Origin of the sequence: Bosea sp. 685 (genome assembly GCF_031884435.1) — a bacterium.
GTDB lineage: Bacteria > Pseudomonadota > Alphaproteobacteria > Rhizobiales > Beijerinckiaceae > Allobosea.
The window spans coordinates 2,045,849-2,072,400 of sequence record NZ_CP134779.1 but is presented as its reverse complement, the minus strand read 5'-3'; the positions used below and the strand labels follow the sequence as shown (position 1 = coordinate 2,072,400).

General features: G+C 63.6%; 34 protein-coding genes and 1 pseudogene. 1 reads left to right on the top strand and 34 read right to left on the bottom strand.

Annotated elements, in window-relative coordinates:
• Positions 1–284 precede the first annotated feature (284 nt).
• Positions 285–1,103, top strand: coding sequence for a LysR substrate-binding domain-containing protein (locus tag RMR04_RS11205; RefSeq protein WP_311914708.1), 819 nt, complete (start codon positions 285–287; stop codon positions 1,101–1,103).
• 21 nt (positions 1,104–1,124) lie between these two features.
• Here RMR04_RS11205 and RMR04_RS11200 read toward each other — a convergent pair whose 3' ends face one another.
• From RMR04_RS11200 to rpoC, 34 genes and pseudogenes are all read right to left on the bottom strand, one after another.
• Positions 1,125–2,090 (bottom strand): tripartite tricarboxylate transporter substrate-binding protein, encoded by a 966-nt coding sequence (locus RMR04_RS11200; protein ID WP_311914707.1) that lies wholly within the window; start codon positions 2,088–2,090, stop codon positions 1,125–1,127.
• A 115-nt stretch (positions 2,091–2,205) separates the two neighbouring features.
• Positions 2,206–2,757: a sugar O-acetyltransferase gene (locus tag RMR04_RS11195; RefSeq protein WP_311914706.1), complete on the bottom strand. Its 552-nt coding sequence runs from the start codon at positions 2,755–2,757 to the stop codon at positions 2,206–2,208.
• 114 nt (positions 2,758–2,871) lie between these two features.
• Positions 2,872–3,288: a 50S ribosomal protein L17 gene (rplQ, locus tag RMR04_RS11190; RefSeq protein ID WP_056714466.1), complete on the bottom strand. Its 417-nt coding sequence runs from the start codon at positions 3,286–3,288 to the stop codon at positions 2,872–2,874.
• Positions 3,289–3,432: 144 nt separating this feature from the next.
• Positions 3,433–4,449, bottom strand: coding sequence for a DNA-directed RNA polymerase subunit alpha (locus RMR04_RS11185; RefSeq protein WP_311914705.1), 1,017 nt, complete (start codon positions 4,447–4,449; stop codon positions 3,433–3,435).
• A gap of 146 nt (positions 4,450–4,595) precedes the next feature.
• A complete protein-coding gene (gene rpsK, locus RMR04_RS11180) occupies positions 4,596–4,985 on the bottom strand; it encodes a 30S ribosomal protein S11 (protein WP_043237079.1) in 390 nt (129 codons plus the stop codon).
• 121 nt (positions 4,986–5,106) lie between these two features.
• Positions 5,107–5,474: pseudogene (gene rpsM, locus RMR04_RS11175) on the bottom strand (30S ribosomal protein S13).
• 240 nt (positions 5,475–5,714) lie between these two features.
• Positions 5,715–6,293, bottom strand: coding sequence for an adenylate kinase (locus tag RMR04_RS11170; RefSeq protein ID WP_311914704.1), 579 nt, complete (start codon positions 6,291–6,293; stop codon positions 5,715–5,717).
• Entirely contained in the window at positions 6,293–7,630 is a 1,338-nt protein-coding gene (secY, locus tag RMR04_RS11165) for a preprotein translocase subunit SecY (RefSeq protein WP_311914703.1), read from the bottom strand. The genes RMR04_RS11170 and secY overlap by 1 nt, the downstream gene beginning before the upstream one ends.
• Before the next feature lie 94 nt (positions 7,631–7,724).
• Entirely contained in the window at positions 7,725–8,222 is a 498-nt protein-coding gene (gene rplO, locus RMR04_RS11160; protein WP_311914702.1) for a 50S ribosomal protein L15, read from the bottom strand.
• A 13-nt stretch (positions 8,223–8,235) separates the two neighbouring features.
• Positions 8,236–8,430 (bottom strand): 50S ribosomal protein L30, encoded by a 195-nt coding sequence (gene rpmD, locus RMR04_RS11155; RefSeq protein ID WP_311914701.1) that lies wholly within the window; start codon positions 8,428–8,430, stop codon positions 8,236–8,238.
• 10 nt (positions 8,431–8,440) lie between these two features.
• Positions 8,441–9,001, bottom strand: coding sequence for a 30S ribosomal protein S5 (gene rpsE, locus RMR04_RS11150; protein WP_069692139.1), 561 nt, complete (start codon positions 8,999–9,001; stop codon positions 8,441–8,443).
• Positions 9,002–9,173: 172 nt separating this feature from the next.
• Entirely contained in the window at positions 9,174–9,539 is a 366-nt protein-coding gene (rplR, locus tag RMR04_RS11145) for a 50S ribosomal protein L18 (protein ID WP_311914700.1), read from the bottom strand.
• Between the two features lie 5 nt (positions 9,540–9,544).
• Positions 9,545–10,078 carry a 50S ribosomal protein L6 gene (rplF, locus tag RMR04_RS11140; protein WP_311914699.1) on the bottom strand — a complete coding sequence of 178 codons (534 nt, stop codon included), beginning with the start codon at positions 10,076–10,078 and terminating at the stop codon, positions 9,545–9,547.
• Between the two features lie 33 nt (positions 10,079–10,111).
• Positions 10,112–10,507, bottom strand: coding sequence for a 30S ribosomal protein S8 (gene rpsH / locus RMR04_RS11135; RefSeq protein WP_083269633.1), 396 nt, complete (start codon positions 10,505–10,507; stop codon positions 10,112–10,114).
• A 12-nt stretch (positions 10,508–10,519) separates the two neighbouring features.
• Entirely contained in the window at positions 10,520–10,825 is a 306-nt protein-coding gene (rpsN, locus tag RMR04_RS11130) for a 30S ribosomal protein S14 (protein WP_066612317.1), read from the bottom strand.
• A gap of 36 nt (positions 10,826–10,861) precedes the next feature.
• A complete protein-coding gene (gene rplE / locus RMR04_RS11125; RefSeq protein WP_069692143.1) occupies positions 10,862–11,428 on the bottom strand; it encodes a 50S ribosomal protein L5 in 567 nt (188 codons plus the stop codon).
• Positions 11,421–11,738 (bottom strand): 50S ribosomal protein L24, encoded by a 318-nt coding sequence (gene rplX / locus RMR04_RS11120; RefSeq protein WP_069692144.1) that lies wholly within the window; start codon positions 11,736–11,738, stop codon positions 11,421–11,423. The genes rplE and rplX overlap by 8 nt, the downstream gene beginning before the upstream one ends.
• Positions 11,738–12,106 carry a 50S ribosomal protein L14 gene (gene rplN, locus RMR04_RS11115; protein WP_054144259.1) on the bottom strand — a complete coding sequence of 123 codons (369 nt, stop codon included), beginning with the start codon at positions 12,104–12,106 and terminating at the stop codon, positions 11,738–11,740. Before rplN ends, rplX begins: the two co-directional genes overlap by 1 nt.
• Before the next feature lie 106 nt (positions 12,107–12,212).
• Positions 12,213–12,455, bottom strand: coding sequence for a 30S ribosomal protein S17 (gene rpsQ / locus RMR04_RS11110; protein WP_092177808.1), 243 nt, complete (start codon positions 12,453–12,455; stop codon positions 12,213–12,215).
• Positions 12,456–12,467: 12 nt separating this feature from the next.
• Positions 12,468–12,680 (bottom strand): 50S ribosomal protein L29, encoded by a 213-nt coding sequence (rpmC, locus tag RMR04_RS11105; protein WP_311914698.1) that lies wholly within the window; start codon positions 12,678–12,680, stop codon positions 12,468–12,470.
• A gap of 11 nt (positions 12,681–12,691) precedes the next feature.
• Positions 12,692–13,105, bottom strand: a complete 414-nt coding sequence (rplP, locus tag RMR04_RS11100) for a 50S ribosomal protein L16 (RefSeq protein ID WP_069692148.1) — start codon at positions 13,103–13,105, stop codon at positions 12,692–12,694.
• Positions 13,106–13,123: 18 nt separating this feature from the next.
• Positions 13,124–13,834, bottom strand: a complete 711-nt coding sequence (gene rpsC / locus RMR04_RS11095; protein ID WP_092177810.1) for a 30S ribosomal protein S3 — start codon at positions 13,832–13,834, stop codon at positions 13,124–13,126.
• A 10-nt stretch (positions 13,835–13,844) separates the two neighbouring features.
• Positions 13,845–14,228 (bottom strand): 50S ribosomal protein L22, encoded by a 384-nt coding sequence (rplV, locus tag RMR04_RS11090; protein WP_069692150.1) that lies wholly within the window; start codon positions 14,226–14,228, stop codon positions 13,845–13,847.
• 3 nt (positions 14,229–14,231) lie between these two features.
• The gene (gene rpsS / locus RMR04_RS11085; RefSeq protein WP_069692151.1) at positions 14,232–14,510 is read right to left on the bottom strand and encodes a 30S ribosomal protein S19; all 279 of its coding nucleotides are present in this window, start codon (positions 14,508–14,510) and stop codon (positions 14,232–14,234) included.
• An 8-nt stretch (positions 14,511–14,518) separates the two neighbouring features.
• A complete protein-coding gene (gene rplB, locus RMR04_RS11080; RefSeq protein ID WP_069692152.1) occupies positions 14,519–15,361 on the bottom strand; it encodes a 50S ribosomal protein L2 in 843 nt (280 codons plus the stop codon).
• A gap of 16 nt (positions 15,362–15,377) precedes the next feature.
• Positions 15,378–15,689 (bottom strand): 50S ribosomal protein L23, encoded by a 312-nt coding sequence (locus tag RMR04_RS11075; RefSeq protein WP_092177814.1) that lies wholly within the window; start codon positions 15,687–15,689, stop codon positions 15,378–15,380.
• Complete coding sequence (gene rplD, locus RMR04_RS11070; protein ID WP_092177816.1) at positions 15,686–16,306, bottom strand: 50S ribosomal protein L4; 621 nt, start codon at positions 16,304–16,306, stop codon at positions 15,686–15,688. The genes RMR04_RS11075 and rplD overlap by 4 nt, the downstream gene beginning before the upstream one ends.
• Positions 16,306–17,031: a 50S ribosomal protein L3 gene (rplC, locus tag RMR04_RS11065; protein WP_311914697.1), complete on the bottom strand. Its 726-nt coding sequence runs from the start codon at positions 17,029–17,031 to the stop codon at positions 16,306–16,308. The genes rplD and rplC overlap by 1 nt, the downstream gene beginning before the upstream one ends.
• Positions 17,032–17,156: 125 nt before the next feature.
• Positions 17,157–17,465: a 30S ribosomal protein S10 gene (gene rpsJ / locus RMR04_RS11060; RefSeq protein WP_043237115.1), complete on the bottom strand. Its 309-nt coding sequence runs from the start codon at positions 17,463–17,465 to the stop codon at positions 17,157–17,159.
• Between the two features lie 67 nt (positions 17,466–17,532).
• On the bottom strand, positions 17,533–18,723 hold the full coding sequence (tuf, locus tag RMR04_RS11055) for an elongation factor Tu (RefSeq protein WP_069692156.1): 1,191 nt from the start codon (positions 18,721–18,723) through the stop codon (positions 17,533–17,535).
• Positions 18,724–18,777: 54 nt separating this feature from the next.
• Entirely contained in the window at positions 18,778–20,853 is a 2,076-nt protein-coding gene (gene fusA, locus RMR04_RS11050) for an elongation factor G (RefSeq protein WP_311914696.1), read from the bottom strand.
• Between the two features lie 34 nt (positions 20,854–20,887).
• Positions 20,888–21,358: a 30S ribosomal protein S7 gene (gene rpsG, locus RMR04_RS11045; protein WP_069692158.1), complete on the bottom strand. Its 471-nt coding sequence runs from the start codon at positions 21,356–21,358 to the stop codon at positions 20,888–20,890.
• Between the two features lie 72 nt (positions 21,359–21,430).
• Positions 21,431–21,802, bottom strand: a complete 372-nt coding sequence (gene rpsL / locus RMR04_RS11040) for a 30S ribosomal protein S12 (RefSeq protein WP_038358286.1) — start codon at positions 21,800–21,802, stop codon at positions 21,431–21,433.
• 436 nt (positions 21,803–22,238) lie between these two features.
• Positions 22,239–26,456, bottom strand: a complete 4,218-nt coding sequence (rpoC, locus tag RMR04_RS11035) for a DNA-directed RNA polymerase subunit beta' (protein WP_311914695.1) — start codon at positions 26,454–26,456, stop codon at positions 22,239–22,241.
• Positions 26,457–26,552: the final 96 nt, after the last annotated feature.

Sequence of the window (26,552 nt, the reverse complement as noted above, 5' to 3'; positions counted from 1 at the left end):
ACCTCCTCACTCACACACCAACCGGCAGAGGCCGGCCGAGTAGCAGCCATTTGTGAGGCATGAGCACGGAGGGATCCGGAGTTCCCCCGGAACCGTCTCACGCCCGTTGCGCCAAGCGGCAAAGGAAGTGCCGCTCTCCCGCATGATCTAGCGTCTCGATGACAGTGCGGATATGCAGTAGTTCTCCCTTATTTGTGAGCCAAACTCACGGATTGCCATTGCTCCGCCGCCTCCCGCCCCTGTCAGCCCTCCGCGCCTTCGAGGCCACGGCCCGCCTGGGATCGGTGACGCGCGCAGCGGAGGAACTCGGCCGCACGCATGGCGCAGTGAGCCGGCAACTGCGGTCGCTCCAGGAACAGGCCGGCTTGCCGTTGTTCGACAAGGCGGGCACGGGGCTTGCCCTCAACCAGCATGGCGCGGCGTTGCAGGAGGTGGTCGCAGGCGCGCTCGATGACCTGGAACAGGGCTGGCTGCGTGTCCTCCACGAAGCACACGGACCAAGCCTGCATGTCGCCTGCAGCGCGACCTTCGCGATGCGTTGGCTGGTGCCGCATCTGGCCGGCTTCTATCGCCTGCATCCGGAGGTGCGGGTGCGTCTGTCGATGACCTCGGCTCGGGACATCCGCCATCAAGGCGCTGACCTCGTCCTGGCCTGGGATCGCCTCTCCTATCCCGCTCGCGACCAGGCGCGGGCGATCCGCATCGGCAGCATCGCCTTCGGCCCGGTCTGCGCGCCGGGATACCCCGTCGCCCGCGATGGCAGCCGCCTGACCTACGCCACGCGGATCGCACACGACTTCACCACCCGGGCCTGGACGGACTGGGAGCAGGAGAGTGGTCTCACTGTGGCGCATGAGGCAGAGCTGCGCTTTCCCCACACCCATCTGTGTATCGAAGCCGCATTGGCCGGGCTCGGCGTTGCCCTGGTCGAGCAGCGCATGGTGCGCGACGACCTCGCAACCGCGAGGCTGGTTGCGCCCTGCGGCTTCCTGCCATTCGAGGACGGCCTTGCCGTGGTGCCGGCCTCGGAGCGAGCAATGTCCCGCGCCGCTCAGGCCTTCCTGGCCTGGATCACCACGGAGCTTGCAGCCCAGCGCGTCTGAGGGCGCAGGCTAGCGAACCCGCTACTTGTCCTGCAACAGCAACCGGTAGCGCTCGATCTCGCCGGGCACGAAGCCTGCGACGAAGGCAGGCGTCACCTCATCAGCCGTGGGCGGAACCGAGGAGAGCTCCTTGAATCGAGCTTGCAGCGTCTGGCTCGAAAGCGCTGTTTTCAAAGCCTCATTCAGCTTGGCGATGATCGGCTGCGGCGTGTTCTTCGGGGCAAACAGCGCGTTCCAGCCCTGCGCCTCGAAGGCCGGCAGGCCGGCCTCCTTCGAGGTCGGAACATCGGGCAGGCTTGCAAGCCGTCCCGGCGTCGCCACCGCCAGGGCCTTCACCTTCTTGCTTTCGACCGCGCCGTACAACGATGTCGCCGCATCGCAGACACCGTCGATCTGCCCGCCCATCAGGTCGTTCAGCGCCGGCCCCGCGCCGCGATAGCTGACCAGTGCCACATCGACACCAGCCGCCTTCACGAAATTGCGGCAGATCAGATAATTCGACGAGCCGACGCCGGCATGGCCGAGGCTGACCTTGCCCGGGTTCTGCTTGGCATAGGCGACGAACTCCATCAGGTCCTTGGCCGGGAAATCGAGCTTCAGCGCGATCATCGGCGAGGTCTTGGCGACGAGGCCGATCGGTGCGAAATCCGCATTGGTGTATTTGAGGTCGGGATAGATCGTATAGGAGGCGGCATTGGTGCCGCTATTGCCGATCACGATCGTATAGCCATCCGGCTCGGCGCGGGAGGCACGCGCCAGGGCGGTCGCCCCGCCTGCCCCGCCCATGTTCTCCATCACGATGCGCTGCCCGAGCGCACGGCCCATCTCGTCACCGACAAGGCGCGCGATGACGTCCGACGAGCCGCCCGCCGCGAAGGGCACGATCATGGTGATCGCCTTGGAAGGGTAGGTGTCCTGAGCCAAGGCCGGCGCCGACACCGACAGCACGGCAGCCAGGGCAGAGATGGAGGCGATCGACTTCAGCATGTTTCACTCCCAGCATACAGCCTCGTAAGGCAGGCCTTCGTGCAGGCTAGCGCACCCCTCAATGGAACGAAACGCGTTTGCCGTTCCCCCACCAAGTCCTTAGCGAGCCAGCCTCTCAACGCAGTGGCCGCGCCGGATTGCCCACCACGGTCGCGCCGGCCGCAACGTCGCGTGTGACCACACTGCCCGCGCCGATGATCGCGTCGTCGCCGATCGTGATGCCGGGCAGGATCAGCGCGCCGCCTCCGATCCAAACATTGCGGCCGATCGTGACGGGGCGCCCGAACTCCAGCCCCGCCTCCCGCTGGGCGGGATCGCGCGGATGATCGGCGGTCAGGATCTGGACGCCGGGCCCGATCTGCGTCCGGTCACCGATCGTCACAGCGACGACATCGAGAATCACGCAGTTGAAGTTCAGGAAGACGCCTGCGCCCACGCTGATGTTGAAGCCATAATCGCAATGAAAAGGCGGGCGGATGGTGCTGCCCTCGCCCACGGCAGCCAAACGCTCCGCCAGCAGCATACGGCGCTCTCGCGTCGGTGTCGCGAGCGCCGCATTGTAGCGCACCAACCAGTCCCGGGTGGCAGCAAGCGCTGCCTGCAGCTCGGCGTCACCGGCGTCGTAGAGCTCGCCCGCCAGCATCTTGTCTTTCTCGCTTCGTGCCATGGCCTCGCTGTCCTTCTCATTGCGCCGCGCTACGGGATCGGACGCAGCCTATGGAAACGAAAAAAGGCGGCCCGAAGACCGCCCTTTCGAAATTGCCTGCGATAGAGAGACGGCTCAGGCCGCCTCGTCTTCCGCCGTGAAGACCGGGCCGGAATCCTTGCCCTTGGCGTCGACATCGCGATCGACGAACTCGATCACGGCGAGCGGAGCGTTGTCGCCGAAGCGGAAGCCCGCCTTCATGATGCGCAGATAGCCGCCATTGCGCTCCTTGTAGCGCGGGCCCAGCACCGCGAAGAGCTTGCCGACCAGAGCGACGTCCTTGATCTGCGCGATCGCCTGACGGCGGGCATGCAGATCGCCGCGCTTGGCGAGCGTGATCAGCTTTTCGACGACCGGACGCAGATCCTTGGCCTTCGGCAGCGTGGTGGTGATCTGCTCGTGCTTGATCAGGGCCTGGGACATGTTGGCGAACATCGCCTTGCGATGCTCGACCGAGCGGTTGAAACGACGACCGCGAAAACCGTGACGCATTGTTTGGCTCCTTCGTTGATTACGCCCCGCCGTGCCACGGTACGGAGCGTCTGGTTGTTTTTAGGCAGTAGGCAATGGGCAGTCGGCAGTCGGAAAAGGCGCCGGAGACCGGCTGCCTATTGCCTACTGCCGACTGCCCAAATCTCAGTAATGCTCCTCGAAGCGCTTCGCGAGCTCTTCGATGTTCTCCGGCGGCCAGCCGGTGACGTCCATGCCGAGATGGAGGCCCATGGTGGCGAGCACTTCCTTGATCTCGTTCAGCGACTTGCGGCCGAAGTTCGGGGTGCGCAGCATCTCGCCCTCCGACTTCTGGATCAGGTCGCCGATATAGACGATGTTGTCGTTCTTCAGGCAGTTCGCCGAACGCACGGACAGTTCGAGCTCGTCGACCTTCTTGAGCAGCGCCGGGTTGAAGGGCAGCTGCGGCGCGGTCGAGACGGCCTCTTCCTTGCGCGGCTCCTCGAAGGTGATGAAGACGGCGAGCTGGTCCTGCAGGATGCGGGCGGCCAGCGCCAGCGCGTCCTCAGGGGTGACCGAGCCGTTGGTCTCGATCTGCAGGGTCAGCATGTCGCGGTCGAGGTTCTGGCCCTCGCGGGTGTTCTCGACGCGATAGGAGACCTTCTTGACCGGCGAATACAGGCTGTCGACCGGGATCAGGCCGATCGGCGCGTCTTCCGGACGGTTCTGCTCGGAGGGGACATAGCCCTTGCCGGTGTTGACGGTGAACTCCATGCGGATCTCGGAGCCCTCGTCCAGCGTGCAGAGCACGAGGTCGGGGTTCAGGATCGAAACGTCGCCGATGGTGTTGATGTCGCCGGCGGTGACGGTGCCAGGGCCCGTCTTGCGCAGGGTCATGCGCTTGGGGCCTTCGCCCTGCATCTTGACCGCGATCGCCTTGATGTTGAGGACGATGTCGGTGACGTCCTCGCGCACGCCGGGGATCGAGGAGAATTCATGCAGCACGCCGTCGATCTGGACGGCGGTGACGGCCGCGCCCTGGAGCGAGGACAGCAGCACGCGACGCAGCGCATTGCCGAGCGTCATGCCGAAGCCGCGCTCCAGCGGGCGGGCGATCACGGTGGCGTGACGCTTCGGGTCGTCGCCGACCTTGATTTCGAGCTTGTTGGGCTTTGACAGATCCTGCCAGTTCTTGCTGATCACGACCGCACTCCTGGTGCTTGAATTCAATGGCGGCGGCGGGCCGCCCCGGACAGGCGCCCGCCGGTGCGGGCGCCAGAGAACCGAAAGCTAGAACATGATGCCGAAAACCGGTCCCCGTTTTTCGGCATCATGCTTTGGGTCAGACGTCAGACGCGACGGCGCTTGCGCGGACGGCAACCGTTATGCGGGATCGGCGTCACGTCGCGGATCGAGGTCACGGTGAAGCCCGCGGCCTGCAGGGCGCGCAGCGCCGATTCACGACCCGAACCCGGACCGGTGACTTCGACTTCCAGCGTACGCATGCCGTGCTCGGCTGCCTTGCGGGCGGCGTCCTCAGCGGCAACCTGGGCGGCATAGGGGGTCGACTTGCGCGAGCCCTTGAAGCCCATCGTGCCGGCGGACGACCACGAGATCGTGTTGCCCTGCGCGTCGGTGATGGTGATCATGGTGTTGTTGAACGAGGCGTTCACATGGGCGACGCCGGAGACGATGTTCTTACGTTCGCGGCGACGAACGCGTTGGGCTTCCTTGGCCATAGGTCTTTCATCCTTCGAGCGCGCCCGTCATGCCAGGCGCTGGGGAGTAGAAAGGCAGTAGGCAATCGGCAGTCGGCAATCGATCACGACTGCCTACTGCCCAAAGCCTACTGCCCCGAAATCACTTCTTCTTGCCGGCGATCGGCTTCGCCTTGCCCTTGCGGGTACGGGCGTTGGTGTGTGGCGCTGGCCGCGAACCGGCAACGAGCGGCGATGGCGCAGGCCGCGATAGCAGCCGAGATCCATCAGGCGCTTGATGTTCATCGAGACTTCACGGCGCAGATCGCCCTCGACGAGGTAGTCGCGGTCGATCGTCTCGCGGATCTGCAGGACTTCGGCATCGGTCAGCTGGTTGACCCGGCGCTCGTCGGCGATGCCGACCTTGGAGCAGATCTCCTTGGCCTTCTGGGCGCCGATGCCGTGGATGTACTGCAAGCCGATGACGACGCGCTTGCCAGTAGGAATGTTAACGCCCGCGATACGAGCCATGGTCTCTTCTCCATGTCGGCCGAGACGCCCGATGGCGCGCCGGCGGTGAAAAATAACCCCGCGCCGGTGGAGGCCGGCCTCTGCGAGGCGTTGAAACGGTCACATGCATAAACGCGACGCCGTCCCCTCTTGCGAAGGTGTCGGCATCGCTGCATGAAACCGGAAGTGGGGTCGTTAGTCGCTTGGGCGCAACGAGTCAACCCGCCGCGACCAAGAATCGTGCCAAAGCAAAAATCGGTATCAGGCCAACGCCTTCTCGATCGCCGCTGTCACGGCGTCGATCGGTTGCATGCCGTCGATATCGGTCAGTTGCCCGCGCTTGGCGTAATAGGGCGCAACCACCGCGGTATCGCGATTATAGGCCTCGAGCCTGGTCTTGAAGACCTCCGGATCGTCGTCCTTGCGCACCGGCTGCCCGGCCGCCCTCGCCTCCTCGGCGCGCTTGACGATGCGGTCGACGAGCTTGGTCTGGTCGACCTTGAGCTCCAGCACCTTGTCGAGCTTGAGCCCTTTGGACGCCAGCATCGCGTCGAGCGCCTCGGCCTGCGCCAGGGTGCGCGGGAAGCCATCGAGGATGAATCCCTTCTTGGCATCCGCATGCTCGATTCGCTCGGCGACGATGCCGATGACGATATCGTCCGAAACCAGCGCGCCGGAATCCATCACCGACTTCGCCTTGATGCCGATCGGCGTGCCCGCAGTGACCGCCGCACGCAGCATGTCGCCCGTGGAAAGCTGAGGAATGCCGTGCGCTTCGACGATACGCGCCGCTTGAGTGCCCTTACCCGCCCCCGGCGGCCCCAAGAAAATCAATCGCATCAGCGCTTCGCCCCTCGCAGCTTGGCCTTCTTGACCAGCCCTTCATACTGATGGGCCAGCAAATGTCCGTGAACCTGCGCCACGGTATCCATCGTCGTCGTCACCACGATCAGCAGCGACGTGCCGCCCAGGAGAATGATCGGTATCTGGGCATAGGTGATCATGATCTCGGGGATAAGGCAGACGATAGTCAAATAGCCGGCTCCGAGCACCGTGATGCGAGTCAGCACGCGGTCGATATGCTCGGCGGTGCGCTCGCCCGGGCGGATGCCGGGCATGAAGCCGCCATGCTTCTTGAGATTGTCGGCTGTCTCCACCGGATTGAACACGATCGCGGTGTAGAAGAAGCAGAAGAAGATGATCAGCGCCGCATAGAGGAACATGAACAGCGGCCGGCCATGGGCCAGATAGGTCGCGATCACCGACAGAAAGCCCGTGCCGCCCGAAGCCTGCGAGAAGCTCGCGATCGTGGTCGGCAGCAGCAGCAGCGAGGAGGCGAAGATCGGCGGAATCACGCCGGCCGTGTTGAGCTTCAGCGGCAGGAACGAGGTCTGGCCCTCATACATGCGGTTGCCGACCTGGCGCTTGGGATAGTTGATCAGGAGCCGGCGCTGGGCGCGCTCCATGAAGACGCAGAAGGCGATGACGCAGATCGCCATCACCAGGATCAACAGCAGTAGGCCGGTCGAGATCGCGCCCTGACGGCCGAGTTCGAGGGTCTGGGCGAGCTGCGACGGGAATTCGGCGATGATGCCCGAGAAGATGATCATCGAGGTGCCGTTGCCGATGCCGCGGCTGGTGATCTGCTCGCCGAGCCAGAGCAGGAACATCGTGCCGCCGACCAGCGTGATCGTGGTCGAGAGCAGGAAGAACGGGCCCGGCTCCAGCACGAGATTGCCCGAGCCCTGCAGGCCGACGCCGATGCCATAAGCCTGGAAGACCGCGAGAACCAGCGTCAGGTAGCGGGTGTACTGGTTCAGGACCTTGCGGCCCTGCTCGCCTTCCTTCTTCAGCGCCTCGAAGGTCGGGATCACGCTGGAGAGCAGCTGCACGATGATCGAGGCCGAGATGTACGGCATGATCGCAAGCGCGAAGATCGCAAGCCGGCCGACCGCGCCGCCGGAAAACATGTTGAACAGGCCAAGCACGCCGGACTGCGACTGCTTGAACAGGTCCGAGACGGCGTCGGGATTCATGCCGGGCAGCGGGATATAGGTGCCGAGCCGGTAGATGATCAGCGCGCCGAGCGTGAACCAGATGCGTTTCTTCAGCTCATCCGCCTTGGCGAACGCGCCGAAATTCAGGTTTGAAGCAAGCTGTTCAGCCGCCGATGCCATGCGTCCGGTCCTTGGATGGTATCATAAACAGTCAAACGGCGGCCTGGGCTTCGGGCCCGGCCGCCGTTCGCAAACGCTCATGTAAGAGCTTGGCTCACGCCTGTGAAGCGGCAGGCGCCAGGATCTTCGCAGGCGCCAGGATCTTCACCGAACCGCCGGCCTTCTCGATAGCGGCAACCGCCGACTTCGACGCACCGGCCACCTCGAAGGCGAGCTTCGCCTTGAGTTCGCCGACGCCCAGGATCTTGACGCCGTCGGTCGCCTGACGGGTGATCACGCCGGCGGCGACGAGCGCCTCGATCGTGACCGCGCCCTTGGCGTCGAGCTTGCCGGCTTCGACCGCCTGCTGGATCCGGCCGAGATTGACCTCGTTCAGATCCTTGGAGAACAGGTTGTGGAAGCCACGCTTGGGCAGGCGGCGATAGAGCGGCATCTGGCCGCCTTCAAAGCCCTTGACCGCCACGCCGGAACGAGCCTTCTGGCCCTTGACGCCGCGCCCGCCGGTCTTGCCCTTGCCGGAGCCGATACCGCGGCCGACACGGATGCGCGACTTGTGCGCGCCATCGTTGTCACGAATGTCTGTGAGTTTCATCGAACGATTCCCCTCACTTCGCGTCAATGACGCGGACGAGGTGCCTGACCTTGTCGATCATGCCACGCACGGAGGGCGTGTCGACCAGGGTCGAGCGCCGGCGGATCTTGTTCAGGCCGAGACCGATCAGGGTCTGGCGCTGCGAAGCCTCGCGGCGGATCGGGCTACCGATCTGCTCGACGACGACGGTGGTTTCAGCTTTTGCCATGATCCCACCCTCAGACTTCGGCCGCGGCATCGGTGCCAGCATCGCGACGACGCGTCTGCAGGGCCGAAACCTTCAGGGACCGACGCGCGGCGACGCCGCGCGGGCTGTCCTCGTTCTTCAGCGCGTCGAAAGTCGCGCGGACGAGGTTGTAGGGGTTCGAGGAGCCGAGTGACTTCGACACCACGTCCTGCATGCCGACCGCCTCGAAGACGGCGCGCATCGGACCGCCGGCGATGATGCCGGTACCGGCCGGGGCAGCGCGCAGCACGACCTTGCCGGCGCCGTGACGGCCCTGGACATCGTGATGGAGCGTGCGGCCTTCGCGCAGCGGAATGCGGACGAGACCACGCTTGGCGGCTTCAGTCGCCTTGCGGATCGCTTCCGGCACTTCGCGGGCCTTGCCATGGCCGAAGCCGACGCGGCCCTTCTGGTCGCCGACGACGACGAGCGCGGCGAAGCCGAAGCGACGCCCACCCTTCACCACCTTGGCGACGCGGTTGATGTGGACCAGCTTGTCCACGAATTCCGAATCGCGCTCTTCGCGATCGCGGTCACGAGGTTCTCTCGCCATTTCAGTCCTCTTACTTGCGCGGACGACGCTCCAAGGCGTTCGCCGCTCGCTCGAGCGTTCCGGATGGAACGACGTTGAAGCGTGCCCTGCGAGAGTGGATTCCACATCTCGACAGGAGCACGCTCAGTTCTTCAGCTTTCGTCCGGCCGTGTCCGGCCGAACGGAATGCGCGTCAGAAGTTCAGGCCGCCCTCGCGGGCCGCCTCGGCCAGCGCCTTGACGCGGCCGTGATACATGTAGGAGCCGCGATCGAAGACCACGTCCTTCACGCCCGCCTTGACGGCGCGCTCGGCGATCAGCTTGCCGATCGCGGTCGCGGCCTCGACATTCGCGCCCGACTTGATGTCGGCGCGGATGTCCTTGTCCAGCGACGAAGCCGAAGCGAGGGTGACCCCCTTCGCGTCGTCGATGACCTGGGCATAAATCTGCTTGCCGGTGCGGTGCACCGACAGGCGAGCGCGGCCATTGGCGACCGCCTTGATGGCGCGACGGACGCGAGCCCGACGGCGCGCAGTGTTTTCTGTCTGCTTGCTGCTCATGGCGCTTACTTCTTCTTCCCTTCCTTGCGGAAGATGAATTCGCCGGCGTACTTGACGCCCTTGCCCTTATAGGGCTCGGGGCCGCGATAATCGCGGATCTCGGCGGCGGTCTGGCCGACCACCTGCTTATCGATGCCGGTGATCACGATTTCGGTCGGCTTCGGCGTGACGATCGCGACACCTTCCGGGATCGGATAATCGATGTCGTGGCTGTAGCCGAGCGACAGCTTGAGCACCTTGCCATTGACGGCGGCCTTGTAGCCGACGCCGTTGATCTCGAGCTTCTTCTCGAAGCCCGTGGTGACGCCCAGCACCAGATTGGCGACGCGAGCGCGTGACGTGCCCCAGAGCGAGCGAGCCCGCTTGGTCTGGGAGCGCGGCTGGACGGCGATGGCGCCGTTGTCCATGGCGACCGAGACGTCATCGGGCACCTCGAAGGAGAGTTCCCCCTTCGAGCCCTTGATCTTGACGAGCTGGCCGGCGACGTTGGCGGTGACGCCAGCGGGAACCGGAACAGGCTTCTTACCGATACGAGACATTGGATTTCTCCTGAAAATGAGCGGCGCGGAAGGTCAGAAGACCTTGCAAAGCACTTCGCCGCCCACGTTCTGCTCGCGGGCAAGATGATCGGGCATCACACCCTTCGGCGTCGAGATGATGGTCACGCCAAGGCCATCGGCCACGCGCGGCATCGTCTCCACCGAAGAATAGACGCGGCGGCCGGGCTTCGACACACGCGAGATCGACCGGATGACCGGCTGTCCCTCATGGTACTTCAGCTCGATATCGAACTCGGTCCGGCCATTGCCGAACTCGGTCTGGGTGTAGCCACGGATGTAGCCCTCGGTCTGAAGCACGTCGAGCACACGGGCCCTGAGCTTCGAACCAGGCGTCGAAACGCGCGACTTGCGCCGCATCTGCGCATTGCGGATGCGGGTCAGCATATCTCCAAGCGGATCAATGATCACGATGCGTCCTCCTCACCAGCTCGACTTGACGAGGCCGGGAACCAGCCCCTTGTTGCCGAGCTCGCGCAAGGCAATGCGCGACATCTTCAGCTTGCGGTACACGGCGCGCGGACGCCCCGTGACTTCGCAGCGGTTACGCACCCGGGTCGGAGCCGAATTGCGCGGCAGTTCAGCCAGCTTGAGGCGAGCGAGAAAACGCTCGTCCATGGACTGGCTGTCGTCATTGGCGATCGCGAGAAGCCGCGCGCGCTTGCCCGCGAATTTCTTCACGAGAGCCTTGCGGTGGTTGTTGTTCTCGACGGAGCTTTTCTTAGCCATCGATCTCTCCTGGTTTCCGCGTATGAGCGGTAAGGCTCACTGCCGGAACGGGAAGTTGAAGTGCTTGAGCAAGGCGCGTGCCTCGTCGTCCGACTTCGCAGTCGTGCAGACGATCACGTCCATGCCCCACACGGCGTCGACCTTGTCGTAGTTGATCTCAGGAAACACGATGTGCTCCTTGATCCCGAGCGCGAAATTGCCGCGCCCGTCGAACGACTTGGGGTTGAGGCCCCGGAAGTCGCGCACGCGGGGCAAGGCGATGGTGACGAGCCGGTCGACGAACTCGAACATCTTGGTCTTGCGCAGCGTGACCTTGCAGCCGACCGCCATGTTCTCGCGCAGCTTGAAGCCAGCGATGGCGAGGCGGGACTTGGTGATGACCGGCCGCTGGCCGGCGATGAGGGCGAGATCGCCGGCAGCATTGTCGACCTTCTTGCGGTCGGCCGTCGCTTCACCGACGCCCATGTTGATGACGACCTTCTCGATGGTCGGCACTTCCATGGCGTTCTTGTAGCCGAACTCGGCGATCATCGCCGGACGGACCACGTCCTCATAATGCTGCTTCATACGCGGCGTGAGAGCCGCCTGCTGATTCTCAGCCATCGATCAGATCCCCCGAACGCTTGGCGAAACGGACCTTGCGACCGTCGTCCAGAACTTTGAAACCGACGCGGGTCGGCTTGCCATCCTTGGGATCGGCCACGGCGAGGTTCGACAGGTCGATGGTGGCTTCCTTGGAGATGATGCCGCCTTCCGACTGGGCAGAAGCCTTGGTGTGCTTCTTGACCATCATGACGCCACGCACCACGGCGCGGGCATCCTTCGGGATAACCTGGAGCACTTCGCCAGCCTTGCCCTTATCGCGGCCGGCCAGCACGACGACCTTGTCGCCCTTCTTGATCTTTGCAGCCATTACAGCACCTCTGGCGCAAGCGAGATGATCTTCATGTGGTTCTTGGCGCGAAGTTCGCGCGGAACCGGTCCGAAGATACGGGTGCCGACAGGCTCCTTCTGGTTGTTGATCAGAACGGCCGCATTGCGGTCGAACCGAATCACCGAACCATCGGCGCGCTTGACGTCCTTGGCGGTGCGAACGACGACCGCCTTCATGACGTCGCCCTTCTTCACGCGGCCGCGGGGAATGGCTTCCTTGATCGAAACGACAATGATGTCGCCAATGCGGGCGTAACGCCGCTTCGACCCGCCGAGAACCTTGATGCACATCACACGACGGGCGCCGGAGTTATCCGCGACCTCGAGATTAGTCTGCACCTGGATCATGGCCTTGATCCTTCCATATGCATATCAGCGCGGTTTCCCGGCAGGCATTAGCGCCGCCGGGACTACGACTGACGGGGGTCGATCGCCCCCTGGCCTCAAATTTGACTTACGCCTTGGGAGCGTTGTCGAGCACAACCCAGCTTTTCAGCTTGGAAATGGGCTTGGACTCCTCGATCCAGACCTGGTCGCCAACCTTCGAGACCTGAGCCTCGTCGTGGGCATGATAGTTTTTCGTGCGGCGAACGGTCTTCTTGAGGAGCGGGTGCGTATAGCGCCGCTCGACCTTCACCACAACTGTTTTATTTTGCTTGTCGCTGACGACGACGCCCTGCAGCACGCGCTTCGGCATGTCTCAAACTCCTCAGGCGCTCACTGCGGCGGTCTTGGACCGCTGCAGTGTTTTGATGCGGGCGATGTCCTTGCGCACTTCGGTGACCCGAGCGGTGTTCTCGAGCTGGCCGGTGGCGCGTTGGAAACGCAGGTTGAACTGCTCCTTCTTCAGCTTCAGGAGCTCGTCCTGCAGCAGGTCCACGCTCATGACCTTCAGGTCGGACAGGCGTTTTGCGGTCTTCATGTCGTCCTCCCTTACTCGGCGATGCGTTGGATGAAGCGGGTCTTGATCGGCAGCTTGGCTGCGCCGAGGCGCATGGCCTCGCGCGCGGTCTCTTCCGGCACGCCGTCGATCTCGAACATGATCCGGCCCGGCTTGACCTTGGCTGCCCAGAATTCAGGCGCGCCCTTGCCCTTGCCCATGCGGACTTCGGTCGGCTTCTTCGAAACCGGCACGTCCGGGAAAATCCGGATCCAGACACGGCCGGCGCGCTTCATGGCACGCGTAATCGCGCGGCGAGCCGCCTCGATCTGGCGTGCGGTGACGCGTTCCGGCATCAGTGCCTTGAGGCCGAACTGGCCGAAATTCAGATCCGTGCCGCCCTTGGCGACGCCGGAAATGCGCCCCTTGAACTGCTTGCGGAACTTAGTCTTCTTTGGTTGCAACATGGCTCTTCTCGATCAGCCTTACGCGGCGTGGTCACGACGATGGCCACCGCCGGAACGGCTGCCCTCATCGGCCATGCGCTTGTCCTGGGCCATCGGGTCGTGTTCGAGGATCTCGCCCTTGAAGATCCAGACCTTGATGCCGCACGTGCCGTAGGTGGTGAAGGCAGTCGCCACACCATAATCCACATCGGCGCGCAGCGTGTGCAGCGGCACGCGACCTTCGCGATACCATTCCAGACGCGCGATTTCGGCGCCGCCGAGACGGCCCGAGCAGTTGATGCGGATGCCCTCGGCGCCCAGACGCATGGCCGACTGAACGGCCCGCTTCATGGCACGACGGAACGCGACGCGGCGCTCGAGCTGCTGCGCGATCGAATCGGCGACCAGGGTCGCGTCGATCTCGGGCTTGCGCACCTCGACGATGTTGATGGCAACATCGGCCTTGGTGAGCGTCATCACCGTCTTGCGCAGCTTCTCGATATCGGCGCCCTTTTTGCCGATCACCACGCCCGGACGCGCCGAGTGAATGGTGACGCGGCACTTCTTGTGCGGACGCTCGATGATGATCTTGGAGATCGCAGCCTGCTTCAGCAGCTTCATGAGGGCGGCGCGGATCGCCATGTCCTCATGCAGAAGCTTGCCGTACTCGCCCTTCTGCGCGAACCAGCGCGAATCCCAGGTGCGGTTGATGCCGAGGCGAAGCCCGATCGGATTGATTTTCTGACCCATCGTTCTCTCCTCAGGCCTTGGCCGCCGCGACTTCGCGCACCACGATCGTGATGTTGGCGAAGGGCTTCAGGATGCGGGCGCCACGGCCGCGGGCGCGAGCGTGGAAACGCTTCATGACCAGCGCCTTGCCGACGAAGGCCTGCGCCACGACGAGATCATCGACGTCGAGATCATGGTTGTTCTCGGCGTTCGCAATCGCGCTCTGGAGGCACTTGCGCACGTCCAGCGAAATCCGCTTGCGCGAGAATTCGAGGTCGGCGAGCGCGGTCGAGACCTTCTTGCCACGGATCAGCTGGGCGAGGAGGTTGAGCTTCTGCGGGCTGACGCGAAGGTTGCGAGCAATCGCAACGGCTTCGTTGTCAGGCAGCGCACGGGGGAAGGATGCTTTTCCCATGGCTTACTTCCTCTTCGCCTTCTTGTCGGCAGCGTGGCCGTGGAAGGTGCGCGTCGGCGAGAACTCGCCGAACTTGTGGCCCACCATCTCCTCGGACACGGACACCGGCACATGCTTGTGGCCGTTGTAGACGCCGAACGTCAGACCGACGAACTGCGGAAGGATCGTGGAGCGACGGCTCCAGATCTTGATGACCTCAGACCGGGCCGCCGAACGGGCAACCTCGGCCTTTTTCAGAAGGTATCCGTCGACAAACGGACCTTTCCAAAGCGAACGCGCCATGACGGACCTCAGTTCTTCTTCTTGCGGGCGTGACGGCTCGACACGATGAACGTATCGGTCCGCTTGTTCGAGCGGGTCTTCTTACCCTTGGTCGGCTTGCCCCAGGGGGTGACCGGGTGACGACCACCGGAGGTGCGGCCTTCGCCGCCGCCATGGGGATGGTCGACAGGGTTCATCGAGACGCCGCGGTTATGCGGACGACGACCGAGCCAGCGCGAGCGCCCTGCCTTGCCATCATTCCGGTTCATGTGGTCGGGGTTCGAAACCGCGCCCACAGTCGCATAGCACAGGCCGCTGATCAGGCGCTGCTCGCCCGAGTTCAGACGGACGATGACGTAGCCTTGGTCGCGACCGACGATCTGGGCGTAGTTGCCCGCAGACCGCGCCAGCGCCCCGCCCTTGCCGATCTTGAGCTCGACATTGTGGACGATGGTGCCGATCGGCAGCGTACCCATCGGGGCAGCGTTGCCGGGCTTGACGTCGACCGACGGACCCGAGATCACGCTGTCACCGACGGCGAGGCGCTGCGGGGCCAGGATATACGCCTGCTCGCCGTCGCTGTACTTGATCAGCGCGATGAAGGCGGTGCGGTTGGGATCGTATTCGATCCGTTCCACCACGGCCGGAATGCCGTCCTTGCCACGACGCTTGAAGTCGATCAGGCGCAGCGTGCGCTTGTGACCACCGCCGCGGAAGCGGACGGTGATGCGGCCGAGGTTGTTGCGGCCGCCCGAGGACGACTTGCCCTCGGTCAGCACCTTGAGCGGCTTGCCCTTATAGAGCTCGCTGCGGTCGACGATCACGAGCTGGCGAAGGCTCGGCGTGGTCGGCTTGAAACTCTTCAAAGCCATGATGCAGATCCTCCCTTCACAGACCCGTGGTCACGTCGATGGAATGACCATCTTCGAGCGTCACGATTGCCTTCTTGACGTCCGAACGCTGGCCGAGGCGGCCACGGAAGACCTTGATCTTCCCTTCGGTGACGAGCGTGTTCACGCTCTTCACCTTGACGTCGAACAGCTTTTCGATCGCGGCCTTGATCTGCGGCTTGGTCGCAGTCTTGGAGACCTCGAAGACGACCTTGTTATGCTCAGAGAGCATCGTCGCCTTCTCGGTGATCACCGGGCTACGAATGACGTCGTAGTGGCGCGGATCCAGATTCTTTGCAGCCTGGCTCATTTGAAGCGCGCCTCCAGCGCATCGACAGCCGCGCGGGTCAAGACGAGCTTGTCGCGACGCAGGATGTCATAAACGTTGATGCCCTGGATCGGCAGGACGTCGACATTCGGGATCGAACGCGCGGCCAGGCCGAAGTTCACGTCGATCTCGGCGCCGCCGATCACCAGCACGCTGGACAGGTCCAGCTTGCTGAAATGGCCGAGCAGAAGCTTGGTCTTGGGCTCCGAGAGCTTGGCATCATCGATGATGATGATCTCGGAACCCTTGGCCTTGGCCGAGAGCGCATGACGAAGAGCCAGAGCGCGCACCTTCTTGGGCAGATCATGCGCATGGTCGCGCACGATCGGGCCGAAGGCCTTGCCGCCGCCGCGGAACTGCGGGGCCGAAGCCGCGCCGTGGCGAGCGCCGCCAGTGCCCTTCTGCTTATAGATCTTCTTGCGGGTGCGATCGACTTCCGAGCGGCCCTTGGACTTGTGCGTCCCAGCGCGGCGCTTGGCGAGCTGATAGCGCACCATACGGGCGAGGATGTCGGCGCGCGGCTCAAGGCCGAAGATCGCATCCGACAATTCGACGGAGCCGGCAGAGCCGCCTTCGAGGGTGGTGATATCGAGCTTCATCACGCGTTCTCCTCAACGGTCTCAGTCGCGGGAGCCTGCGTTTCGCCGCCGGCAACCTTGAACTTGCCCGGCAGGGGCGCATCCTTGGGCAGCGCACGCTTGACGGCGTCGCGGACGTGGATCCAGCCACCGGCATGACCGGGAACCGCACCCTCGACCAGGATCAGGCCGCGCGCGACATCCGTCTGGACGACGCGCAGGTTCTGCGTGGTGACGCGCTCGGCGCCGAGATGGCCCGGCATCTTCTTGTTCTTGAAGGTCTTGCCCGGGTCCTGACGGCCACCGGTCGAACCGATCGAGCGATGCGAGACCGAAACACCGTGCGTGGCGCGAAGGCCGCCGAAGTTCCAGCGCTTCATGCCGCCGGCGAAACCCTTGCCGATGGTCGTGCCGCTGACATCGACGAACTGGCCGACGACGAAGTGGTCAGCCGTCAGCTCGGCGCCGACCGGGATCAACGCGTCGTCGCTGACGCGGAACTCGACGATCTTGCGCTTGGGCTCGACCTTGGCGACGGCGAAATGGCCACGCTCAGCCTTCGAGACGTTCTTGACCTTGGCCAAGCCCGACCCAAGCTGAACGGCGACATAGCCGTTCTTCTCAACCGTACGATGCGCGACAACCTGACAGTTATCGAGCTTCAGCACGGTGACCGGGATATGTTCGCCGGCATCCGTGAAGATGCGGGTCATCCCGACTTTCTGTGCAATCACACCGGAACGCATCGGTGCATACCTTCCCTTGGGGTCATGTTCATCCTGCCAAAACGCAGGAGACAGAGGACCCGGCTAAAGATCAGAACATGGCCAGACGACGGGAGTATCGGATCGTCGTCTGGACCATGGTCAACTTACAACTTGATTTCGACGTCGACGCCGGCGGCGAGATCAAGCTTCATCAGGGCGTCGACCGTCTGCGGGGTCGGGTCGACGATATCGAGAACCCGCTTGTGGGTCCGCATCTCAAACTGCTCGCGCGACTTCTTGTCGATGTGCGGCGAGCGGTTGACCGTGAACTTCTCAATGAGCGTGGGCAGCGGGATGGGCCCGCGGACCTGGGCGCCCGTCCTCTTGGCCGTCGACACGATCTCGCGCGTCGAAGCGTCGAGAATGCGATGGTCGAACGCCTTGAGGCGGATCCGGATGTTCTGACCGTTCATGGTCTTGTGTTCTCCGTGACGTGAAAAGGCAAAGGCCCGGTAGGGCCTTCGCCCTCACGAAAACGCGTTACGCGATGATGCTTGCGACGACGCCTGCACCGACGGTGCGGCCGCCTTCGCGGATGGCGAAGCGCAGCTTCTCCTCCATCGCGATCGGCACGATCAGGTGCACTTCCATGGCGATGTTGTCGCCAGGCATCACCATCTCGGTGCCCTCAGGCAGGTGCACCACGCCGGTCACGTCCGTCGTGCGGAAGTAGAACTGCGGGCGGTAGTTGGTGAAGAACGGGGTATGACGACCGCCCTCCTCCTTCGTCAGGATGTAGGCCTCGGCCTTGAACTTGGTGTGCGGCTTCACCGAACCCGGCTTGCACAGGATCTGCCCGCGCTCGACGTCCTCGCGCTTCGTGCCGCGCAGCAGCGCGCCGATGTTGTCGCCCGCCTGGCCCTGGTCGAGCAGCTTGCGGAACATCTCGACGCCCGTCACCGTCGTCTTGACCGTGTCCTTCAGGCCGACGATCTCGATTTCCTCGCCGACCTTGACGATGCCGCGCTCGACGCGACCCGTCACAACCGTGCCGCGACCCGAAATCGAGAACACGTCCTCGACCGGCATCAGGAACGGCAGGTCCAGCGGACGCGCCGGCTGCGGGATGTACTCGTCGACCGTCTTCATCAGCGCGAGCACCGCGTCATGGCCGATCGTCTTGTCGCCATTGTCCAGCGCAACCTTCGCCGAACCCTTGGTGATCGGGATGTCGTCGCCCGGGAAGTCGTACTTCGACAGAAGCTCGCGGATCTCCATCTCGACCAGCTCGAGCAGCTCGGCGTCGTCGACCAGGTCGACCTTGTTCATGAACACAACCAGCGCGGGAACGCCGACCTGGCGCGCCAGCAGGATGTGCTCGCGGGTCTGCGGCATCGGGCCGTCGGCAGCCGACACAACCAGGATCGCGCCGTCCATCTGCGCCGCGCCCGTGATCATGTTCTTCACATAGTCGGCGTGGCCGGGGCAGTCGACGTGGGCATAGTGGCGCGCAACCGTCTCGTACTCGACGTGAGCGGTCGAGATCGTGATGCCGCGAGCCTTCTCTTCCGGAGCCTTGTCAATCTGGTCATACGCCGTGAACGTGGCTCCGCCCGACTCGGCCAGAACCTTCGTGATCGCGGCCGTCAAAGACGTCTTGCCATGGTCAACGTGACCAATCGTTCCAATGTTGCAATGCGGCTTCGTGCGCGCGAATTTCTCTTTGGCCATCGTAGCCTCCGTCCGTCAGGTCGTTTTCAATGTTCAGCGAATAGTTTTGTCGGTTCAGGCGTACTTGGCCTGGACCTCGGCGGCGACCGCCGAAGGCACTTGCTCGTAGTGGTCGAACTGCATCGTGTAGTTGGCGCGTCCCTGGCTGAACGAACGCAGCTGGTTGACGTAGCCGAACATGTTGGCGAGCGGGACCATCGCGTTGACGACGACCGCGTTGCCGCGCATGTCCTGGCCCTGGATCTGGCCGCGACGCGAATTCAGATCGCCGATGACCGAACCGGTATAGTCTTCCGGGGTCACCACCTCGACCTTCATGATCGGCTCGAGCAGCACGGAGCCGCCCTTCTGCAGACCTTCACGCAAAGCGGCGCGCGAGGCGATTTCGAAGGCCAGAGCCGAGGAGTCGACCTCGTGGAAGGCGCCGTCGACCAGCGTGACCTTGACGTCAACGACCGGGAAGCCGGCGATCACGCCAGAGCCGATGACCGAGTTCAGGCCCTTTTCGACGCCGGGGATGTATTCCTTAGGAACCGTACCACCGACGACCTTCGACTCGAAGGCGAAGCCCTTGCCGACTTCGTTGGGCTCGATCACCAGCTTGACGCGGGCGAACTGGCCGGTACCGCCGGTCTGCTTCTTGTGGGTGTAGTCGATCTCGGCCTTCTTGGTGATCGTCTCGCGATAGGCCACCTGGGGAGCGCCGATATTGGCGTCCACCTTGTAGGTCCGGCGCAAGATGTCGACCTTGATGTCGAGATGCAGCTCGCCCATGCCCTTGAGAATGGTCTGGCCGCTCTCCTGGTCGGTCGAAACGCGGAACGAGGGATCCTCGTTGGCAAGCTTCGCCAGCGCCAGGCCAAGCTTCTCCTGGTCGGCCTTGGACTTCGGCTCGATCGCGATCGTGATGACCGGCTCGGGGAATTCCATGCGCTCCAGGATGACCGCCTTGATGGGGTCGCACAGCGTGTCACCGGTGCGGACATCCTTGAGGCCGGCCAGGGCGACGATGTCGCCAGCGAAAGCCTCCTTGATGTCTTCGCGGTTGTTCGCATGCATCAGCAGCATGCGGCCGACACGCTCTTTCTTGTCGCGGGTCGAGTTGATGACGCCCGCGCCGGTCTCGACCTTGCCCGAATAGACGCGGCAGAAGGTGATGGTGCCGACGAAGGGGTCGTCCATGATCTTGAAGGCGAGCATGGAGAAGGGATCCTCATCCGTCGGGTGACGAACGGTCTCTTCCTCGGTCTTGAAGTCGATGCCCTTGATCTCGCCACGATCGACCGGCGACGGCAGGAAGTCGACGACGGCGTCGAGCAGCGGCTGGACGCCCTTGTTCTTGAAGGCGGAACCGCAGAGCACGGGATGGAAGGCGCGACGCTGCACCGCGGTACGGATCAGCTTGCGCAGCGTCTCCGCATCCGGCTCGGTGCCGTCGAGATAGGCTTCCATTGCCGCATCGTCCATGTCGACGGCGGCTTCAACGAGCTTGTTGCGATACTCGGCGGCCTTGTCGGCGAGATCGGCGGGGATCTCCTTCTCTTCGAAGGAAGCGCCGAGCGCCTCGCCGTTCCAGACGATCGCCTTCATCTTGATCAGGTCGACGACGCCGACGAAATCGGACTCGGCACCGATCGGGATCTGCAGGCAGACCGGCTTGCCGGCGACGCGGTCAATGATGTCCTGGACGCAGCGATAGAAATCGGCGCCGATCTTGTCCATCTTGTTGACGAAGACGATGCGCGGCACGTCGTATTTGTCGGCCTGGCGCCAGACGGTCTCGGTCTGGGGCTCAACGCCCTGGTTGCCATCGAGCACGCAGACGGCACCGTCGAGCACGCGCAGCGAACGCTCGACTTCAATGGTGAAGTCGACGTGGCCGGGGGTGTCGATGATGTTCAGGCGATGTTCGCGCCACAGACAGGTGGTCGCAGCCGAGGTGATCGTGATGCCACGCTCCTGCTCCTGCTCCATCCAGTCCATGGTGGCGGCGCCGTCATGGACTTCGCCGATCTTGTGCGACTTGCCGGTGTAATACAGCACGCGCTCGGTCGTCGTCGTCTTGCCGGCGTCGATATGCGCCATGATGCCGAAATTGCGGTATCGGTCGATGGGATGAGTGCGTGCCATAGGAGCGCTCTGTCTTTCCTAGTCTGACGAACGGTTACCAGCGATAATGCGAGAAGGCGCGGTTGGCTTCCGCCATCCGGTGCGTGTCTTCACGCTTCTTCACGGCATTTCCGCGGTTGTTGGCGGCATCCATCAGCTCCGAGGAGAGCCGCTCGACCATCGTCTTGTCGTTGCGGCCGCGAGCAGCCGTGATCAGCCAGCGGATCGCCAGCGCCTGACGGCGCTCGGTGCGAACCTCGACCGGGACCTGATAGGTGGCGCCGCCGACGCGACGCGAACGAACCTCGATCGCCGGAGCGACATTCTCGAGCGCAGTCTTGAAGACGGCGAGCGGGTCGCTCTTCAGCTTGCCTTCGATGATCTCGAAAGCACCATAGACGATCCGCTCGGCGGTCGACTTCTTGCCTTCGTACATCACCGAATTCATGAACTTCGTCACGATGATATCGTGGAACTTCGGATCGGGAATGATCTCGCGCTTTTCAGCGCTATGGCGGCGGGACATCGTCTAGTCTCCGGTCAAATCTTAAAAGCTGCGAACAGGCTTGGGCTCATCGCCCCGCCAGTCTGGCAGAACTCACTTCGGACGCTTGGCGCCGTACTTCGAACGGCGTTGCTTACGGTTCTTCACGCCCTGCGTGTCGAGCACACCGCGAAGGATGTGATAACGCACGCCGGGCAAATCCTTGACGCGGCCGCCGCGGATCATGACGACCGAGTGCTCCTGGAGGTTGTGACCCTCACCAGGAATATAGCCGATCACTTCGAAGCCGTTGGTCAGGCGCACCTTGGCGACCTTACGCAACGCGGAGTTCGGCTTCTTCGGCGTCGTCGTATAAACGCGCGTGCAGACGCCGCGCTTCTGCGGGCAGGATTCAAGCGCCGGAGCGGTGTTGCGCGCCTTGACGGGCGAACGCGGCTTGCGAATGAGCTGGCTGATTGTCGGCATTCTGGCCTCTCGCTCCACTGAGCGTTTGGAAATCTCTAAATCGACGGCCCAGATCAAGCGAAGCCATGGCACAAACGAAACTGCGCCATCGGCTCCCGGCAGGGAAACCTCAGGCGCATTCGCCAGCAGAGGAACACGGATCGCTCCGCATTCATGCTTCTCACCATGTCGTCAATCGACGCTGGAATTCCGAAGGCGTTTCGGTCGCGACATTCGCTCGCAACGAGGCAAGCGACAAACGTGTCCGACAACCTTCGACAGTGGCGCGCTTATGACTCGCAACCCGAGTCGCGTCAACCCCAATTCTGGCGACTTCGCCCTGCACACGGCCCAAACAGCGTGTTCAGCCGCAGCAACGGGTCGAGCGCCCTCCCCCACACAGCAAAATGGCCGCCCGGAGGCGGCCATTTCGTAACGATCAAGCGTCAGTGCGCCGTCATTCGGCCGCGGGCAGTGCCGCCGCCACTGCGGCCGCTGTTGCAGCTGCCGCCTTGGCCGCTGAGGCCGCCGCCTTCGCCGCCGCATCGGCCTTCTGACCGACGATGAGATCGTCGCGACGCGTCGCCACCTGCTTGATACGGGCGACCTGCGCGCCGGTGCCAGCCGGGATCAGCGAGCCGACGATGACGTTCTCCTTGAGGCCTTCCAGCGTGTCGTACTTGCCGTTGACCGCCGCCTCGGTGAGGACGCGGGTGGTCTCCTGGAACGACGCCGCCGAGATGAAGGAGCGGGTCTGCAAGCTCGCCTTGGTGATGCCGAGCAGCACGGGGACGCCGGAAGCGGGCTTCTTGCCCTCCTCCTTCATCTTCGCATTGATCTCCTGCAGCTCGATGCGGTCGACCTGGTCACCGGTCAGGATGTCGGTGTCACCCGACTCGGTGATCTCGATCTTCTGCAGCATCTGCCGGACGATGACCTCGATGTGCTTGTCGTTGATGCCCACGCCCTGGAGGCGATAGACCTCCTGGATCTCGTTCACCAGATAAGCCGCCAGCTCCTCGACGCCCTTGATCGCCAGGATGTCGTGCGGGGCCGGGTTGCCATCGAGGATGTAGTCGCCCGTCTCCACGACGTCGCCGTCCTGGAGATGGATGTGCTTGCCCTTGGGGATCAGGTACTCGAGCCCCTCGGAACCGTCATGCGGGGTCAGCGTGACCCGGCGCTTGTTCTTGTAGTCCTTGCCGAAGCCGATGACGCCGGCCTTCTCGGCGATGATCGCCGCATCCTTGGGACGACGCGCCTCGAACAGCTCCGCCACCCGCGGCAGACCGCCGGTGATGTCGCGGGTCTTGGCGGAGTCCGTCGAAACACGGGCCAGCACGTCACCCGCCTTGATATGGGAGCCGGGCTCGACCGAGATGATGCCGTCGACAGGCAGGATGTAGCGGGCTTCACCGCCACGCGCGAGCTTGGCGATCTTGCCGTCCGGGCCATGCACCGTCAGAGCCGGGCGCAGATCGGACGTACGGGCCGAGCCGCGCCAGTCGATGACGACGCGCTTGTTGATGCCCGTCGCTTCGTCGGTCGTCTCGGTGATCGACATGCCGTCGACCAGGTCCTCGAAGCCGACGGAGCCGTCGACCTCGGCCAGGATCGGGCGGGAATAGGGATCCCACTCGATCAGGCGCTGGCCGCGCTTGACCTTGTCGCCTTCGTCGATGCGCAGCTTCGAGCCGAACTGGACGCGGTGAACCGCGCGCTCGGCGCCGTCCGGCCCCACGATCACGACGGCGATGTTGCGCGCCATTGCGATCAGGTCGCCGTCCGAATTCCGGGCGAGGTTGCGGTTGCGGATCTTGACCACGCCTTCGAAGTTCGACTCGACGAAGGACTGGTCGGCGATCGTCGCCGCACCACCGATGTGGAAGGTGCGCATGGTGAGCTGCGTACCCGGCTCGCCGATCGACTGCGCCGCGATGACACCGACGGCCTCGCCCATGTTGACGGGCGTGCCGCGAGCAAGATCGCGTCCATAGCAGGTGGCGCAGACGCCGTTCTTTGTGGCGCAGGTCAGCACCGAACGGATCTTCACCTCCTGCACACCGGCGGCGTTGATCGCCTCGATGTGGTGCTCGTCGATCATCGTGCCCTTCGGCACCAGGACCTTGCCGTCGATGTCGGTGACATCTTCTGCCGCCGAGCGGCCGAGGATGCGGATGCCGAGCGAAGCGACGACCTGACCCGCGTCGATGATGGCGCGCATCTTGATGCCGCTCTCCGAGCCGCAATCGACCTCGGAGATGATGGCGTCCTGCGCCACGTCGACGAGACGGCGCGTGAGATAGCCGGAGTTGGCCGTCTTGAGCGCGGTATCGGCGAGGCCCTTGCGGGCGCCGTGGGTCGAGTTGAAGTACTCGAGAACGTCGAGGCCTTCCTTGAAGTTCGAGATGATCGGCGACTCGATGATCTCGCCCGAGGGCTTGGCCATCAGGCCGCGCATCGCCGCGAGCTGCTTCATCTGGGCTGGCGAACCACGCGCTCCGGAGTGGCTCATCATGTAGATCGAGTTGATCGGCTTATCGCGACCGTTCTCGTCCTTCTTCACGGTCGAGATGCGGGCCATCATCTCCTGGGCGAGCTTGTCGGAGCACTTCGCCCAGGCGTCGACGACCTTGTTGTACTTCTCGCCCTGAGTGATCAGGCCGTCCTGGTACTGCTGCTCGTAATCCTTGGCGAGCGCGCGGGTGGTGTCGACGATCTCCCACTTGTTCTCCGGCACGACCATGTCGTCCTTGCCGAAGGAGATGCCGGCCTTGAAGGCGTGGGTGAAGCCCAGCGACATGATGCGGTCGCAGAAGATCACCGATTCCTTCTGACCGCAGCCGCGATAGACGGCGTCGATCATCCCCGAGATTTCCTTCTTCGTCATCAGGCGGTTGCTGACGTCGAAGGTCATGTTCGGGTGCTTGGGCAGCGCGGTCGAGAGAATGACGCGGCCAGGCGTGGTGTCGTAGATCTTGGTGTAGGACTTGCCGTCCTGATTGACGCCGGTCCAGCGGTATTTGATCTTCGAATGCAGCGTCACGACCTTCTCGTGCAGCGCGTATTCGAGCTCGCCGAAGTCGCCGAAGATCTTGCCCTGGCCCGGCTCGCCGTCAGAGACGATCGAGAGGTAGTAGAGGCCGAGCACGATGTCCTGCGACGGCACGATGATCGGAAGACCGTTGGCCGGGTGCAGGATGTTGTTGGTCGACATCATCAGGACGCGCGCTTCCAGCTGCGCTTCCAGCGACAGCGGAACGTGCACGGCCATCTGGTCGCCGTCGAAGTCGGCGTTGAAGGCAGCGCAGACCAGCGGGTGAAGCTGGATCGCCTTGCCTTCGATCAGCACCGGCTCGAAGGCCTGGATGCCGAGCCTGTGCAGCGTCGGGGCGCGGTTCAGCAGCACCGGATGCTCGCGGATGACCTCGTCCAGGATGTCCCAGACCTCGGGCTTCTCCTTCTCGACCAGCTTCTTGGCCTGCTTGACCGTGGTCGAGTAGCCCTTGGCGTCGAGGCGCGCATAGATGAACGGCTTGAACAGCTCGAGCGCCATCTTCTTGGGCAGCCCGCACTGGTGCAGCTTCATCTCCGGGCCGACCACGATGACCGAACGGCCCGAGTAGTCGACGCGCTTGCCGAGCAGGTTCTGGCGGAAGCGGCCCTGCTTGCCCTTCAGCATGTCGGCGAGCGACTTCAGCGGGCGCTTGTTGGCGCCCGTGATGACGCGGCCACGGCGACCGTTATCGAACAGCGCATCGACCGATTCCTGCAGCATCCGCTTCTCGTTGCGGATGATGATGTCGGGTGCGCGCAATTCGATCAGCCGCTTCAGGCGGTTGTTGCGGTTGATGACGCGGCGATAGAGGTCGTTCAGGTCGGAGGTCGCGAAGCGGCCGCCATCGAGCGGCACCAGCGGGCGCAGATCGGGCGGGATCACCGGAATGATGGTCATGACCATCCATTCCGGCTTGTTGCCGGACTGCTGGAACGCCTCGATGATCTTGAGGCGCTTCATCAGCTTCTTGGGCTTCAGCTCCGACGTCGTCGTCGCGATCTCATGCTTGAGATCGGCGTTGATCTGGTCAAGGTCGAGCGCGCGCAGCATCTCGCGGATGGCTTCCGCGCCGATCATCGCCGTGAAGGTGTCAGCGCCATACTCTTCCTGGCAGCGGACATACTCTTCCTCGGACAGGATCTGACGGTCCTTGAGAGGCGTCAGGCCCGGCTCGATGACGACATAGGACTCGAAATAGAGAATGCGCTCGAGATCCTTGAGCGGCATGTCCATCAGGAGGCCGATGCGCGAGGGCAGCGACTTCAGGAACCAGATATGCGCGACGGGAGCGGCGAGCTCGATATGGCCCATGCGCTCGCGCCGGACGCGCGCAAGCGTGACTTCCACGCCGCACTTCTCGCAGATGACGCCCTTGAACTTCATGCGCTTGTACTTGCCGCACAGGCACTCGTAGTCCTTGATCGGCCCGAAGATGCGGGCGCAGAACAGGCCGTCGCGCTCGGGCTTGAAGGTCCGGTAGTTGATGGTCTCCGGCTTTTTGATCTCGCCATAGGACCAGGACAGGATCTTCTCCGGGCTCGCGATCGAGATCTTGATCGCGTCGAAGGCCTGCTGCACCGGCTGCTGGCCGAAAAGGTTCATGACCTCTTGCTTCATCGCCTGTCTCCTACCGCCGGCGGGGGATAAGACCGCCCTGCCCGGCTATCATAACCATCGGCCTGCGGCGTGAGTGCCGCAGGCATTGTCTCATTC